14 protein-coding genes are annotated in these 15,708 nt (G+C 59.3%); 13 read left to right on the top strand and 1 reads right to left on the bottom strand.

The features are described 5' to 3' along the window. Window positions 1–4: 4 nt before the first annotated feature. Window positions 5–1,186 carry an acyl-CoA dehydrogenase gene (locus AB9N64_RS18255; protein ID WP_003187423.1) on the bottom strand — a complete coding sequence of 394 codons (1,182 nt, stop codon included), beginning with the start codon at window positions 1,184–1,186 and terminating at the stop codon, window positions 5–7. Between the two features lie 157 nt (window positions 1,187–1,343). Here AB9N64_RS18255 and AB9N64_RS18250 point away from each other — a divergent pair, with 157 nt between their 5' ends. The 13 genes from AB9N64_RS18250 to AB9N64_RS18190 all read left to right on the top strand — a co-directional run bounded on the left by AB9N64_RS18250 (window position 1,344) and on the right by AB9N64_RS18190 (window position 15,681). Further along, window positions 1,344–2,243, top strand: coding sequence for a LysR family transcriptional regulator (locus AB9N64_RS18250; protein WP_371359585.1), 900 nt, complete (start codon window positions 1,344–1,346; stop codon window positions 2,241–2,243). Between the two features lie 452 nt (window positions 2,244–2,695). Next, complete coding sequence (locus AB9N64_RS18245; RefSeq protein WP_003187419.1) at window positions 2,696–3,817, top strand: Re/Si-specific NAD(P)(+) transhydrogenase subunit alpha; 1,122 nt, start codon at window positions 2,696–2,698, stop codon at window positions 3,815–3,817. Window positions 3,818–3,832: 15 nt separating this feature from the next. Next, window positions 3,833–4,153 carry an NAD(P) transhydrogenase subunit alpha gene (locus tag AB9N64_RS18240; protein WP_003187417.1) on the top strand — a complete coding sequence of 107 codons (321 nt, stop codon included), beginning with the start codon at window positions 3,833–3,835 and terminating at the stop codon, window positions 4,151–4,153. After that, window positions 4,153–5,589, top strand: coding sequence for an NAD(P)(+) transhydrogenase (Re/Si-specific) subunit beta (locus AB9N64_RS18235; protein ID WP_014716357.1), 1,437 nt, complete (start codon window positions 4,153–4,155; stop codon window positions 5,587–5,589). The genes AB9N64_RS18240 and AB9N64_RS18235 overlap by 1 nt, the downstream gene beginning before the upstream one ends. Window positions 5,590–5,825: 236 nt before the next feature. Further along, window positions 5,826–7,319: an acetyl-CoA hydrolase/transferase family protein gene (locus AB9N64_RS18230; protein WP_003187414.1), complete on the top strand. Its 1,494-nt coding sequence runs from the start codon at window positions 5,826–5,828 to the stop codon at window positions 7,317–7,319. A gap of 318 nt (window positions 7,320–7,637) precedes the next feature. Then, window positions 7,638–7,853 carry a DUF1127 domain-containing protein gene (locus tag AB9N64_RS18225; protein ID WP_003187413.1) on the top strand — a complete coding sequence of 72 codons (216 nt, stop codon included), beginning with the start codon at window positions 7,638–7,640 and terminating at the stop codon, window positions 7,851–7,853. 330 nt (window positions 7,854–8,183) lie between these two features. Next, window positions 8,184–8,504, top strand: coding sequence for a DUF2388 domain-containing protein (locus AB9N64_RS18220; protein ID WP_020301396.1), 321 nt, complete (start codon window positions 8,184–8,186; stop codon window positions 8,502–8,504). Between the two features lie 106 nt (window positions 8,505–8,610). Further along, the gene (locus AB9N64_RS18215) at window positions 8,611–8,919 is read left to right on the top strand and encodes a DUF2388 domain-containing protein (RefSeq protein ID WP_032894275.1); all 309 of its coding nucleotides are present in this window, start codon (window positions 8,611–8,613) and stop codon (window positions 8,917–8,919) included. A gap of 39 nt (window positions 8,920–8,958) precedes the next feature. Continuing rightward, window positions 8,959–9,279: a DUF2388 domain-containing protein gene (locus tag AB9N64_RS18210; protein ID WP_003187408.1), complete on the top strand. Its 321-nt coding sequence runs from the start codon at window positions 8,959–8,961 to the stop codon at window positions 9,277–9,279. Further along, window positions 9,276–11,237: a DUF4105 domain-containing protein gene (locus tag AB9N64_RS18205; protein WP_019816933.1), complete on the top strand. Its 1,962-nt coding sequence runs from the start codon at window positions 9,276–9,278 to the stop codon at window positions 11,235–11,237. Before AB9N64_RS18210 ends, AB9N64_RS18205 begins: the two co-directional genes overlap by 4 nt. 370 nt (window positions 11,238–11,607) lie before the next feature. Further along, the gene (locus tag AB9N64_RS18200; RefSeq protein ID WP_003187405.1) at window positions 11,608–12,915 is read left to right on the top strand and encodes a CitMHS family transporter; all 1,308 of its coding nucleotides are present in this window, start codon (window positions 11,608–11,610) and stop codon (window positions 12,913–12,915) included. Window positions 12,916–12,982: 67 nt separating this feature from the next. Beyond that, window positions 12,983–13,750 carry a TerC family protein gene (locus AB9N64_RS18195; protein ID WP_014716354.1) on the top strand — a complete coding sequence of 256 codons (768 nt, stop codon included), beginning with the start codon at window positions 12,983–12,985 and terminating at the stop codon, window positions 13,748–13,750. A gap of 272 nt (window positions 13,751–14,022) precedes the next feature. Further along, a complete protein-coding gene (locus tag AB9N64_RS18190) occupies window positions 14,023–15,681 on the top strand; it encodes a Na/Pi cotransporter family protein (RefSeq protein WP_371359584.1) in 1,659 nt (552 codons plus the stop codon). The last annotated feature ends 27 nt before the right edge of the window (window positions 15,682–15,708 follow it).

Genomic DNA, 15,708 nt, shown 5'->3' with positions numbered 1-15,708 from the left:
CCTATTAATAGAACGCTTGAAGACCGGTTTGCGCGCGCCCCAGGATCAAGGCGTGCACGTCATGGGTCCCTTCATAGGTGTTGACCACTTCCAGGTTGACCAAGTGGCGCGCCACTCCGAATTCGTCGGAGATACCGTTGCCGCCCAGCATGTCCCGGGCCATGCGCGCGATATCCAATGACTTGCCACACGAGTTACGCTTCATGATCGAAGTGATCTCAACCGCCGCCGTCCCCTCATCCTTCATCCGACCCAGGCGCAGGCAACCTTGCAGGGCCAAGGTAATCTCGGTCTGCATGTCTGCCAGCTTCTTCTGGATCAACTGAGTGGCAGCCAGTGGGCGACCAAACTGCTGGCGATCAAGTGTGTACTGGCGTGCGGTATGCCAGCAGAACTCAGCAGCCCCCAGCGCCCCCCAGGAAATCCCGTACCGTGCCGAATTAAGGCAGGTAAACGGCCCTTTCAAACCCCGTACATCCGGGAAGATATTTTCTTCGGGCACAAATACGTTATCCATCACGATTTCACCGGTGATGGAGGCCCGCAGCCCCACCTTGCCGTGGATAGCCGGAGCGCTCAGACCTTTCCAGCCTTTTTCCAGGACAAAGCCACGGATGTCCCCGGCATCATCTTTGCCCCACACCACAAACACATCCGCAATCGGACTGTTGGTGATCCACATCTTTGCGCCGGTCAGGCTGTAGCCGCCATCCACTTTGCGTGCACGAGTAATCATCGCACCTGGGTCGGAACCATGGTTGGGCTCGGTCAGCCCGAAGCAACCGATCCATTCACCAGAGGCCAGTTTGGGCAAGTACTTCTGTTTTTGCGCCTCGGTACCGAACTCATTGATCGGCACCATGACGAGGGAAGACTGCACACTCATCATCGAGCGATAGCCGGAGTCGACACGCTCCACCTCCCGAGCAATCAAACCGTAGCTGACATAGTTCAAGCCACTGCCACCGTACTGCTCAGGGATCATCGCCCCCAGCAAACCGGTCTCGCCCATCTCGCGGAAAATAGCAGGGTCTGTCTTTTCGTGGCGAAAGGCTTCGAGCACGCGGGGAGCCAGCTTGTCCTGAGCAAATTGCTCGGCGCTGTCACGCACCATGCGCTCTTCTTCGGTGAGCTGTTGATCCAGCAGCAGTGGATCGATCCAGTTGAAGCTTGCCTTGCCAGCCATGAATAAGTCCTCGCGGAAAAAATCAGAAGTCGTGGAACCAGACTAGGCGCGGTCAGCGCAGAGGGCAAACGAGGTTTTTGCATAGGCTTGTGCTAGTTTCTCACTTCGTAACACTAAAAAAGCCCAGAAATGCGCTTTATCTGTGAGGGCAACGTACATGCGCAGGAAAATCCCCAGTACCACCGCGCTCATCAGCTTTGAGGCAGCAGCCCGGCACGAGAGCTTCACCAAGGCAGCCTTGGAGCTTTCCATCACCCAAGGCGCGATTTGCCGACAGATCGCCAGCCTGGAGGAGTTTTTGAGTGTCGAGCTGTTTCGCCGCTCACGCCGTGGGGTGAAGCTGACGGAGGCGGGGCTGTCTTATAGCCGCAGGGTTGCAACGCAACTGGACGCCGTAGAGCGCGACACCTTGTCGGTGATGGGCCAGCAGGGCGCCAATGTGATCGAACTGGCGGTGGTACCTACCTTCGGCACGCAGTGGCTGATCCCACGCCTGAAAGACTTTCAACATCAGCACCCGGAAGTCACGGTGAACCTGACGAACCGCACACGCCCCTTCCTGTTCGCCGATACTGAGTTCGATGCGGCGATCTACTTCGGAGATGCCGATTGGTCGGGTACGCAATCCCACCGGTTAATGGGCGAAAACCCGGTACCGGTATGCAGCTCGCGCTTACTCGGCGACCGCACGCACTTCACCCCTCAACAGATCGCCGAGCTGCCCCTGTTGCAGCAGACCACACGCCCCTACGCCTGGCGCCAATGGTTCAACGCCCAACACCTGAGCATCCCTCGCGACATGACAGGCCCTCGATACGAGCTATTCTCGATGCTGTCTCAAGCGGCCATGCATGACATGGGCATCGCACTGATTCCTCCCTTCCTCATACAGCGGGAGCTGAAGGAGCAACAACTGGTAATCGCGAGCACCGAAGCACTGACCAGCGAAAAGGCTTATTACCTGATGATTCCTGACAAAAAGGTCGAATCCGCCTCACTGCATGCATTTAGGGACTGGCTGCTCGACCAGTCAAGACGCTACAACCCATGTAAATAAAGGACAAAGCGAAATTGCTGACTTTGTAGTCAAATAAATTAAGATCCTACAGATATACGTATATGTCGCATTTAAACAGACTGTACTTGTCAGCCAAAAATAAGGCTAAAAGCCATGTATCTCATGGCTCGTAGCGACTCTTACCGGCCAATGCACGACTATTCACACTGGCAATGGAAAAATGGAGCGAAAACGCCTGAACGCCTTTAATGACCTGTATTTAAAGAGGTTATTTCAGCTTGTTGCGACAATCAGTCACAGGGTGACTTGTAGTTAATTTTTCGTCACCCGTCATAATCCCTTGATGGCCGTAAAGTTCGCCTGCAAAATGCCGCGCCCCGCTGTCATTTCAGCGGGATCGTGCTGATCGGCCGCCCCAGTTGCGCCACTCGCGGTGCACTGGCCTTTTTACAAAAAGATCAAAAGCAAAAAGATCATGCAGGAGATTTGACGTGCACATTGGTGTTCCTCTCGAAACCCAGACCGGTGAAACGCGGGTGGCTGCCACCCCGGAAACCATCAAGAAGCTGATCGGCCAGGGCCATAAGGTCACTGTACAAAGCGGCGCAGGCATCAATGCCAGCATCGTCGACAGTGCCTATGAAACGGCAGGCGCCACCATTGGCAGTGCCAACGACGCGTTTGGCGCCGAGCTGATTCTCAAAGTGGTTGCCCCAAGCGACAGCGAACTTGCGCTGATCAAAAGTGGCACCGTGTTGGTGGGCATGCTCAACCCGTTCAGCAACGAAACCATCGCCAAGCTCGCCGAGCGCGGCATCACCGCCTTCGCCCTGGAAGCCGCGCCGCGCACTTCACGCGCTCAAAGCCTTGATGTGCTGTCTTCGCAAGCCAACATCGCCGGTTACAAGGCCGTGTTGCTCGCCGCTCATCACTACCCGCGTTTCATGCCGATGCTGATGACTGCTGCCGGCACTGTAAAAGCCGCGCGCGTACTGATCCTCGGCGCCGGTGTGGCGGGCCTGCAAGCCATCGCCACGGCCAAGCGCCTGGGCGCGGTGATCGAAGCGTCCGACGTACGCCCGGCGGTTAAGGAGCAGATCGAATCCCTGGGTGCCAAGTTTGTCGACGTACCGTACGAAACCGATGAAGAGCGTGAATGCGCCGTCGGTGTCGGTGGCTACGCGCGCCCGATGCCCAGCAGTTGGATGCAACGCCAGGCCCTGGCCGTGCACGAACGCGCCAAACAGGCCGATATCGTCATCACCACCGCCCTCATCCCGGGCCGCAAGGCGCCGACCCTGCTCAGCGCCGATACCGTGGCGCAGATGAAACCCGGCTCGGTGGTCATCGACCTCGCTGCAGCCCAAGGTGGCAACTGCCCGCTGACGGTGGCCGACCAGGTCGTGGTGGAAAACGGCGTGATCATCTGCGGCCCGACCAACCTGGCGGGCGCTGTCGCCGCCGATGCGTCGGCCTTGTATGCGCGCAACCTGCTGGACTTCCTGAAGCTGGTCTTCACCAAGGAAGGGCAGTTTGAAATCAACCTCGAAGACGACATCGTCGCCGCGTGCCTGATGTGCCGCGACGGCCAAGTCATCCGCAAAAACGCCTAAGCAGGGATTCAGACGATGGAAGAGCTTATCTCCCCCGGTATCTACAACCTGATCATCTTTGTGCTGGCGATTTATGTCGGTTATCACGTGGTCTGGAACGTAACACCTGCATTGCACACGCCGCTGATGGCCGTGACCAACGCCATTTCCGCGATTGTCATCGTCGGCGCCATGCTGGCTGCCGCGCTGACCGTCACCCCGTTGGGCAAGACTATGGGCACACTGGCCGTGGCCCTGGCGGCGGTAAATGTCTTCGGTGGCTTCCTGGTCACCCGCAGAATGCTTGAGATGTTCAAGAAGAAAGCCCCGAAAGTAAAAGAAGAGGCGCCCAAGTAATGAGCATGAATCTCGTGACGACGCTCTACCTGATCGCGTCGATCTGTTTCATCCAGGCCCTTAAAGGCCTCTCGCACCCGACCACTTCGCGGCGCGGCAACCTGTTCGGCATGCTCGGCATGGCGCTGGCGGTACTCACTACCGTCGGCCTCATCTATAAGCTGGGGGCTGAACTGGCGACTGCCGGTATCGGCTACGTCATCGTTGGCCTATTGGTTGGCGGTACCGCCGGCTCGATCATGGCCAAGCGTGTTGAAATGACCAAGATGCCCGAGCTGGTCGCGTTCATGCACAGCATGATCGGCCTGGCCGCGGTGTTCATCGCCATTGCCGCCGTGGTCGAGCCGCAGTCCCTGGGCATCGTCAAGCACTTGGGCGATTCGATACCGGCCGGTAACCGCCTGGAACTGTTCCTCGGTGCCGCTATCGGTGCAATCACCTTCTCCGGCTCGGTGATCGCATTCGGCAAGCTGTCGGGCAAGTACAAGTTCCGCCTGTTCCAGGGCGCACCGGTACAGTTCGGCGGCCAACACAAACTGAACTTGGTACTCGGCCTGGCAACCCTGGGCCTGGGCCTGGCGTTCATGTTCACCGGCAATCTCAGCGCATTTGCACTGATGCTGGCCCTGGCCTTCGTGCTGGGTGTGCTGATCATCATCCCGATTGGCGGCGCCGACATGCCCGTGGTGGTGTCGATGCTCAATAGCTATTCCGGCTGGGCAGCGGCGGGCATCGGTTTCTCGCTGAACAACTCGATGCTGATCATCGCCGGTTCCCTGGTGGGCTCCAGCGGCGCGATCCTGTCGTACATCATGTGCAAGGCGATGAACCGCTCCTTCTTTAATGTGCTGTTGGGCGGTTTCGGCAACGCGCCGGATGCTGGCGCTGCGGCGGGCTCCAAAGAAGCACGTCCGGTGAAGTCCGGCTCCGCTGATGACGCCACCTTCCTGCTGACCAACGCCGACACCGTGATTATCGTCCCAGGCTACGGCCTTGCGGTCGCGCGGGCACAACACGCGCTCAAGGAGCTGACCGAGAAGCTGACCCACCACGGCGTCACCGTAAAGTACGCGATCCACCCGGTGGCGGGCCGTATGCCGGGGCACATGAACGTATTGCTGGCCGAGGCCGAAGTGCCTTACGACCAGGTGTTCGAGATGGAAGACATCAACTCCGAGTTCGGCCAGGCCGACGTGGTGCTGGTATTGGGCGCCAACGACGTGGTCAACCCGGCCGCCAAGAACGACCCGAACTCACCCATCGCCGGCATGCCGATTCTCGAGGCGTTCAAGGCCAAGACCATCATCGTCAACAAGCGCTCGATGGCCAGCGGCTACGCCGGCCTGGATAACGAGTTGTTCTACCTGGACAAGACCATGATGGTGTTCGGTGATGCCAAGAAGGTCATCGAAGACATGGTCAAGGCCGTCGAATAACACTGCGCCAGCGCAATACCTGAAACCCTGGCCTCACGTAGGCTGGGGTTTTTTTATGGTTCCCCCGCTCCGCGTGGGAACGCATCCAGGGATGCTCTGCGTCCCGCTTTGCACACACATGAAACCCGACCAAAGGCTCTAAATCGCGACCTGGCATTCGACCATGGTAGCGGGCCGAAACTTTTTGAAATCACTACACTGCCCACCTTGCTTTCCGTAGCCAGAGATAACAATTCATGTACCGTGATCGTATCCGCTTGCCTTCGTTGTTGAACAAGGTCATGAGCGCGGCAGACGCCGCTGCACTGATCGAGGACGGCATGACCGTCGGCATGAGCGGCTTCACCCGTGCCGGTGAAGCCAAGGCCGTCCCCCACGCCCTGGCCGAACGCGCCAAGACTTCGCCACTCAAAATCACGCTGATGACCGGCGCCAGCCTGGGCAATGACCTGGACAAGCAGTTGACCGAAGCCGGCGTACTGTCACGACGCATGCCCTTTCAAGTCGACAGCACTCTGCGCAAGGCGATCAATGCCGGCGAGGTGATGTTTATCGACCAGCACCTGTCGGAAACCGTCGAGCAACTGCGCAACAATCAGCTCAAATTGCCCGACATCGCCGTGATCGAAGCCGTCGCGATCACTGAGCAGGGCCATATCGTGCCCACTACTTCCGTAGGCAACTCGGCCAGCTTCGCGATCTTTGCCAAACAGGTGATCGTCGAGATCAACCTGGCGCACAACCCGAACCTGGAAGGGCTGCACGACATCTACATCCCGACCTACCGGCCGACGCGCACGCCGATCCCGCTGGTGAAAGTCGACGACCGTATCGGCAGCACCGCGATTCCGATCCCGCCCGAGAAAATCGTCGCCATCGTCATCACCAACCAGGCGGACTCCGCCTCCACGGTAACGCCGCCTGACAGCGACACCCAAGGCATCGCCAATCACCTGATCAACTTCCTCAAGCAAGAAGTCGATGCCGGGCGCATGACCAACAAGCTCGGCCCGCTGCAAGCCGGCATCGGTAATATTGCCAACGCGGTGATGTGCGGATTGATCGAGTCGCCGTTCGAAGACCTGACCATGTACTCGGAAGTGTTGCAGGATTCGACCTTCGACCTGATCGACGCCGGCAAGCTGAGCTTTGCCTCCGGCAGTTCGATTACCTTGTCGGAGCGACGCAATGCCGATGTGTTCGGCAACCTGGAGCACTACAAGGACAAATTGGTGCTGCGCCCGCAGGAAATTTCCAACCACCCTGAAGTGGTACGGCGCCTGGGCATCATCGGTATCAATACCGCGCTGGAGTTCGATATCTACGGCAACGTCAACTCCACCCACGTCTGCGGCACGCGGATGATGAACGGCATCGGCGGCTCCGGGGATTTCGCCCGCAATGCGCACCTGGCGATCTTCGTCACCAAGTCCATTGCCAAGGGCGGCGCAATTTCCAGCGTGGTACCGATGGTCAGCCATGTGGACCACACCGAGCATGACGTGGACATTCTCGTCACCGAAGTAGGCCTTGCCGACCTGCGGGGCCTGGCGCCACGGGAGCGCGCTCGGGTGATCATCGATAACTGCGTGCACCCAGCCTACCGCGATGCCCTCAACACTTACTTCGATGCCGCCTGCGCCATCGGTGGGCATACGCCGCACATCTTGCGCGAAGCACTGAGTTGGCACATTAATCTGGAAGAAACCGGGCACATGCTCAAGGCTTGATGAATACAGATCCGGGCTGATGCAAATACAGTTTCATCAGCTCGGTGAACCCACCCGCACTTATGGAAAAAACTGTACTGCTGTACTGGTCATTTCCTACCGAAATATCCCACACACCAACTCAAAAATGCCTATTTCGCACCTTTTAAGTGCGCACAGGTACAGTTGCCCCAATTTCGTACCGTACAGCCTCGCTAAACAGTTAACTGGCCTCTCACAATACAGGTGAACTGTATCTAGAGAGTCTTGCCTCGGAGGAGGATCATTGGCATCAGTTAAACCACTACCTAATCCCGCCACAAGCGGAAGGATGTCATCATGGAACGTACACTCAGTTCCGAACTGTTCTTTGAAGAAAAAGCTGTAAACACCCAGGCTTCCCTGCCTTTGCGCGTTCTCGCCAACCTGATGTTGTGGCAGCGCCGCATCTCCAGCCGCCACCAGTTGGCTCGCCTGGATTCGCGCCTGCTGGCTGACGCCGGTATCAGCGAAGCTCAACGCTACGAAGAGCTGAGCAAGCCGTTCTGGCGCTAAGTGGCGCCCGCTGGCCCTGACCTGACGGGTCCACTGCCAGCACCCTGATTTGTCAAAGCAAAGCCCGCCCCGGGTAACCGGAGGCGGGCTTTGTTGTATCTGCGATAGCCCATTGGATTGGCTCGATTCAAGCACACAGATACAGTTTTAAATTTATAAAATATGACAGGTACAGTTTAATTACAGGCTTCCGAATAGTCCTGCACACGCCTAATATCGGTTCACCACGTGGCGAACCCTGTAGAGCGTGCGTCTGATGCTCGACAGTCCCAGTCCGTTTCATTGTGGCCGTTTCGCGCCACCTTATTATTCGTCTACAGGAGTTACCCCATGTCCCGTCTTCGCCTGCTGTGCACTGCCGCTGTGCTGACTCTGGCTGCCAATGCCAACGCGAGCAGCCTGATCATGACGACTGACTCGATCGTCGGCGCTCTGAAGGCAACCTCCGATGCCACGTCTGATGCCACCTCATCCCTGCGCGACAACAAGGTCGTACAAGCGGCCCGTGACGACGCCGCCAGCTTTGTCGCCAGCCAAGGCGCCATCCGTGGCGTGAAACTGGAAAGCGCCCTGGCCCAGATCCGCCAACAAGCGCCGCAATTGAATACCGCTACCGATACGCAGCTGGCACAGGCCATCCTGGCTATCTGACCCACGGCAACCAGACGGGAGCGCCTGCCGCTCCCGGATGGCTCGGCGCTGGCTCTCGCCCGGCCGTTGCGCTAGCCTTGGCGCTCGCTTTCAGTTGTCGAGTCCCATGGCTTTTTCATACCGTTTATTGAGTGTTCCTGTACTGTTTTGCGCCTGCTGGTCACCCATGGCTTCAGCGTTGGATGTGTCCACCCAGAGCACGGTTGTCAGCGTGTATGCCACCAGCAAAGTGACCTCTGCGCCGTTCGACAATAAGTTGGTCCTGGCCGCTCGGGATGATGCTGCCGCTTTCATTGCCACTGACGGCCAATGGCGGGGCGCACGCCTGGAGTCCGCGCTGGACTATCTGCGCCGCACCCAGCCAAAACTTCATGCAAGCGACCTTGAACTGGCGCAAGCAATTCTCGTCCAATAATCATCGTTGTATTTCTATCTTTGTCATTGGAGTCACCCCATGCGTAGCCCGCTGATCGTCGCCGCCCTCGGCCTGCTGTTTTTGGCCGATGTCGCCCAGGCGCAAACCTTGAAGGCCACCAGCAACATCGTCGTGCGTGCCTCGGCGCGCACCATTGATTTCACCTCGGACACCACCACCTCCATCCGCGACTCCAAGATCGTGCGCGAAGCCCACGATGACGCCGCCAGTTTCGTCGCCACCAATGGCGAGATCCGTGGCGCCCAGCTGGAAGCAGCGTTCGATACCCTTCGCACCCGCGTGCCAGAAGCCCGTGATGCCAGCGACCAGACCCTCGCAGAAGCTATCCTCGCTCTGTGAGGCGCCTCAAAACCTGGCTCCTGGCCGGGGCCGTGCTGCTGTGCGCGAGTACGGCCCAGGCCGGCCTGCAACTGCGGCTCAAGACCGAAGGCTTGAGCCCGGCCGAACAGCAGGCCAGCCAGGCATTGCTGGATGAAGCGCTGCGCTCCTTGCCGCCGCGCTTTGTCGAGCAATTGGACCGACGTATTGATGTCGGCTGGACCGACAAGATGCCTGACAACGCCTACGGCCAGGCGTCCCTGGTGTCCGAGTTGGACCTCAACCAGAACCTGCTCGCCAGCCTGACTGACGGCAGCGCCGCCACCCAGAAAACCAATCGCCCCCACGGTACTGTGCGCCGGGAAATGCTCGCCACGGTGCTGCATGAACTGACCCACATCTATGACCGTGCGCGCCTGTGGTCCCAGGACGAGCGCACGCTGATCCAGCGCTGCAGCCGTCAGAACAACATTACCGGCTTGATCGGCTTGCCCGACCAGTGCCGTGGCCAGAACGACCGCCGCTTTACCCTCAGTGACGACCCACGCCTGTTGGATCTTGCCGGCTGGCCACAGTATGTGGGTCGGCGCGGAGAGCGTGAGCAGCACAACCATCAGGTGGTGCGCAGCCCGGACATCTACGAAACCACCAGCCCGCTGGAGTTCGTGGCGGTCAACATGGAGTATTTCCTCCTGGACCCCAGCTACGCCTGTCGCCGCCCCGCGCTGTTCCGTTATTACAAGGATCACTTCGGCTGGGCCCCGCCTGAACAGGACACCTGCGCCAGTACCTATGCCTTCCTGAACGCGGGCAACGATTTCGCCAAGACGCCCCTGGGCCAGATCGATCCGGAGCGCGTGTATGAAATCGACTATCTGCTGGCCGAAGCCAACCAGAACCTAGTGAGCCGTTGGGGTCATAGCATGTTGCGCCTGGTGATTTGCGCTCCAGGCCGCCCGCGTGGCCCGGATTGCCGGCTGGATCTGGACCGGCACCTGGTCTTGTCTTACCGCGCCTTCGTCGGGGATGTCCAGCTGTCGAGCTGGGATGGCCTGGTGGGTAAATACCCGTCGCGGCTGTTCGTACTGCCGTTGGCCCAGGTCATTGATGAATACACCAAGACCGAACTGCGTGGCCTGGCGTCGGTGCCGCTGAAGCTCAGCCGTCAGGAAATCAACGACACCGTCGAACATGCGGCGCAGATGCACTGGAGCTATGACGGCAACTACTTCTTTATCTCCAACAATTGTGCGGTCGAAAGCCTGAAACTGTTGCGCAGCGGCAGCGCCAACCCGCAATTGACCGGCCTGGACAACATCACCCCCAACGGTTTGCTGGAAGTGCTCAGCGCCCGCGGCCTGGCCGATACCAGCGTATTGAATGACAAGCGCGAGGCACTGCGGCTGGGGTATCACTTCGACTCGTTCCGCGAGCGTTACCAGGCCATGTTTGATGTGCTGCGCAAGCAACTGCCGATCAAGCAGACCCAGGTCGAAGACTGGTTGTCCCTGGATGCGCAAGCGCGTCGCCAATGGTTCAGCCAGGCCGACCTGCGCACCAGCGCCGCGCTGTTGCTGCTGGAGCAGGCCAGCTATCGCAAACAACTGATGCTCGCCCAGGATGAGGTCAAACAACGCTACCTCAATGCCCGCGAGCTGAAATACGGCGGCATGGAGAAAGCCAACAACACGCTGCAGCAAATTCTCGCCAACAGCGGCTTCCTGAGTCGCCCGGCCGAGTTGCTGGACAGTGGGGGTTATGGCCTGCCGCAACCTTCGGAAGCCAAGCGCCTTGAATCAGAAAGCGCCGAACGCCAGAAACAGTTGCAGTCGTTGACCGGCGAGCTGGATAAGGAGGTGAGGGCGCTGCTCGATCCTTCCCGCGCCGCCGAGATCGCCGCGTGTGAAGCCAACCTCAAGCAGGTGGGTGAGCATTTGCGGGCCTTGCACAAAGCCGCCGGCGGCCTGGAGCTACCCTGATAGTCTGGCAGCGACCACTATCCAAATGTGGGAGCTGGCTTGCCTGCGATGGCGGTGTCACAGCCATAAGAGATGTTGGCTGATACACCGCCATCGCAGGCAAGCCAGCTCCCACAGTTTTTATCTGCATAAACCCCAAGGCCGCGTGTCAGCTGTTTTCTCAGCGAAAGCTGGCTGAAAGCTTCCCCGTCTAGGATCGCCCTCACTGCCGGCAACAGACCGGCTGTTAACAACAACAATGGTGATTCCCGATGTCCGCTCGTACCCGCCTGTTCGCTCCGACTCCACCCGTACGCCTCGTGCCTTTCGTTCTGCGCTGACCGCCACTCGGTCCGCCATTCCCTAGCCGCGCTACGCCTGGAGTATTCCTATGCTGACTTTCCTTGGCTTTGCCATGGTCATCACGTTCATGTTCCTGATCATGACCAAGCGCCTGTCCGCGCTGATCGCCTTGATCATCGTGCCGATCCTGTTCGCGCTGTTCGGCGGTTTCGCACCGAAGATCGGCCCGATGATGCTCGAAGGCATCACCAAGCTTGCGCCGACCGGCGTGATGCTGATGTTCGCCATCCTTTATTTTGCCTTGATGATCGACTCCGGCCTGTTCGACCCGGCCGTGCGCAAGATCCTCAAGATGGTCAAGGGCGACCCGCTCAAGGTGTCGGTCGGCACCGCCGTGCTGGCCCTGGTGGTGTCCCTGGACGGTGACGGTGCCACCACCTACATGATCTGCGTCGCGGCCATGCTGCCGCTGTACCAGCGCATCGGCATGAGCCCAAGGATCATGGCCGGCCTGATCATTCTCGCCGGTGGCGTGATGAACATGACCCCCTGGGGCGGCCCGACGGCGCGCGCCGCCAGTGCGCTGCATGTAGACCCGTCGGACATCTTCGTACCGATGATCCCGGCCATGGCCGCCGGTGTTGTGGCGATCCTGGTGATTGCCTACATGTACGGCAAGCGCGAACGTGCGCGCCTGGGTGAATTGCACCTGCAGGGCGACGAGATCGACCACAGCGAAATCAGCGTGTCGCAATTCCCCGACGCCCGCCGGCCGAAATTGATCTGGTTCAACGGCGCCCTGACCCTGGCGTTGATGTGCACCCTGATTGCCGGCCTGTTGCCGCTGCCGGTGCTGTTCATGGTGGCGTTCAGTATCGCCATGATCGTCAACTACCCGTGCCTGCAGCAGCAGAAAGACCGCGTCGCGGCTCACGCCGGTAGCGTATTGGCGGTGGTGGGCTTGATCTTCGCCGCCGGTATTTTCACAGGCATCCTGTCGGGCACCGGCATGGTCGACGCCATGTCCAAGAGCCTGTTGGCAGTCATCCCCGAAGCCATGGGCCCTTACCTGGCGGTGATCACCGCGCTGGTGAGCATGCCGTTCACCTTCTTCATGTCCAACGATGCGTTCTACTACGGCGTACTGCCGGTACTGGCCGAAGCTGCCAGCCATTACGGCATCACCGCGGTGGAAATGGCGCGGGCGTCGATCGTCGGGCAGCCCGTGCATTTGCTCAGCCCACTGGTACCCTCGACGTACTTGCTGGTTGCCCTGGCGGGTATCGAATTCGGCGATCACCAGCGCTTCACGCTCAAGTGGGCAGTGCTGGTGTGCCTGTGCATAATGTTCGCCGCACTGCTGATGGGGATTTTTCCGCTGTTCAGCACTCTATAATCGTACCGACTCACTCACCGCGCGGCGCTACAGCTTGCGCGGTTAACACTTGCTCAAAGGAATACACATGGAATGGCTGACCAATCCGGAAATCTGGATTGCCTTCTTCACCCTGACGGCTCTCGAGATCGTCCTGGGCATCGATAACATCATCATGATTTCGATCCTGGTCAGCCGCATGCCCAAGCATATGCAGGCGCGCACCCGGATCTTCGGCCTGGCACTGGCCATGGTCACGCGCATCCTGTTGCTGCTGTCGATCACCTGGGTCATGCAACTGACCGCCGACCTGTTCGTCGTGTTTGGCCAAGGCATCTCCGGTCGTGACCTGATCCTGTTCTTCGGTGGCCTGTTCCTGCTGTGGAAAAGCTCCCAGGAGATGTACCACGCGCTGGAAGGTGAAGATGAAACCCACGACGAGCCCAAAGGCGCCGGTGGCAAGTTCATCTACACCATTATCCAGATCGCCATCATCGACATCGTGTTCTCCCTGGACTCGGTGATTACCGCCGTCGGCATGGTTTCCCACGTGCCGGTGATGGTTGCCGCCATCGTCGTTGCGGTATTGGTGATGATGCTGGCTGCCGGCACCATCAGCGAGTTCATCGACAAGCACCCGTCGCTGAAAATGCTGGCGCTGTCGTTCCTGCTGGTCGTGGGTACCGTACTGATCGCTGAATCCTTCGACGTACACGTGCCAAAAGGCTACGTCTACTTCGCCATGGCGTTCTCGCTGGCGGTGGAAGCGGTGAACATCAAGATGCGTACCGCCATCGCGAAAAAGAAGAAACAGCAGGACCCAGTGAAACTGCGCAAGGACATTCCGGGTCAGTAAATTTGACCCGCGAGTGATCGTTCCCACGCTCCGCGTGGGAATGCCCTCTCGGACGCTCCGCGTCCGCAAAGTGACGCAGAGCGTCACAGGATGCGTTCCCACGCCGAGCGTGGGGAACGATCTTCATGACAGTTTTGTTTCAATCCCAAGTTTAGCTATGCGATGCTGGCGCAGAGCCCATTCGCCAACTACAGCTTAGGTACAAGACGTAGAGCGGCACGCGGTAACTTTCCTTCGCTCCTGCTGGAGCGCACCCACACGGGGGGCCGAGCATGCTGACCTTGCTCAATCTGCTTTCCGCCGTGACCCTGCTTATCTGGGGCACGCATATCGTCCGAACCGGCATCCTGCGGGTCTACGGTTCCAATTTGCGCCAAGTCATCGGGCAGAACATGTCCAAGCGCTGGCTGGCATTTGTCGCTGGTATCCTGGTGACGGCCATGGTGCAAAGCAGTAACGCCACCGCGATGCTGGTGACTTCGTTCGTCGGCCAAGGGCTGATGAGCCTCACGCCGGCCTTGGCCACCATGCTTGGCGCCGACGTCGGTACGGCCTTGATGGCGCGGGTGCTGACGTTCGATTTGTCCTGGCTGTCGCCGCTGCTGATCTTCCTCGGGGTGATTTTCTTCCTGTCGCGCAAGCAGACGCGGGCAGGACAGTTAGGCCGGGTGGGGATCGGCCTGGGCCTGATCATCCTCGCGCTGCAATTGATCGTCGAAGCCGCCGGGCCCATTACCCATGCCCAGGGCGTGAAAGTCATCTTCGCTTCGCTGACCGGCGATATCTTGCTGGACGCCCTGGTGGGCGCGCTGTTCGCCATGATTTCCTACTCCAGCCTCGCTGCGGTGCTGCTCACGGCCACCCTGGCCGGTGCCGGCGTGATCGGCTTGCACGTGGCCATCGGCCTGGTAATCGGCGCCAACATCGGCAGCGGGGTGCTGGCGTTTCTCAGTACCAGCATGCAAAACACTGCCGGTCGCCAAGTGGCCCTGGGCAGCCTGTTGTACAAATTGATCGGTCTGTTGCTGATCATTCCGGTGCTTGACCCGCTCGTGGGCTGGATGGACAGCCTGGACTACAGCGTTCAGGGCATGGTCATCACCTTCCACCTGCTCTACAACGTCAGCCGTTGCCTGATCCTGTTGCCCACCATCGGGCCCATGGCACGCCTGTGCGAATGGCTGCTGCCGGAACGCCCCGAAACCAATGGCAAGGCCAAGCCACGCCATCTGGACCTGGCCTCATTGAATACCCCAAGCCTGGCCCTGGCGAACGCCGCCCGCGAAACCCTGCGCCTGGGTGACTTGATCGACAATATGCTCACTTCGATGCAGGAAGTGCTGCGCGGCAACCAAACCGCCGTTACCCAAGAAATGCGCAGCCTGAGCGATGACGTCGAAGCGCTCTACAGCGCGATCAAACTCTACCTGGCGCAAATGCCCCGTGAAGACCTGAGTGAACAGGACAACCGCCGCTGGGCCGAGATCATCGAGCTGTCGATCAACTTGAAATTGGCCGGTGACCTGATCGAACGCATGCTGCGCAAGGTCCAGCAACAGAAGACCTCGCAACGCCGGCAATTTTCCGAAGTGGGCCTGGAGGAACTCAGTGGCCTGCACAGCCAGTTGATCGCCAACCTGCGCCTGGGCCTGTCGGTGTTTCTCAGCGGCGACCCGGAAAGCGCCCGTCAATTACTGCGAGAAAAGCGCCGCTTCCGTGCCCAGGAACGCCGCCTGGCCCACGCCCATGTCAGCCGCTTGCAGCGCAAGATCGTGCAGAGCCTGGAAACCAGCTCCCTGCATCTGGAACTGATTGCCGACATGAAACGCTTGAACTCGTTGTTTTGCAGCAGTGCTTATGTAGTGTTGGAAACGTCCGACACCGGCGCGCTCTCTGCCGAAAGTATTGCCGACATCACCCATTCGCCCTGAACGTACGCCCGCGAGCGAAGTCAGTTA

Origin of the sequence: Pseudomonas sp. KT_2_4, from assembly GCF_041410225.1 — a bacterium.
In the GTDB taxonomy this organism is placed as follows: Bacteria; Pseudomonadota; Gammaproteobacteria; order Pseudomonadales; family Pseudomonadaceae; genus Aquipseudomonas; species Aquipseudomonas paracarnis.
This window is presented reverse-complemented; position numbering and strand designations above follow the sequence as displayed.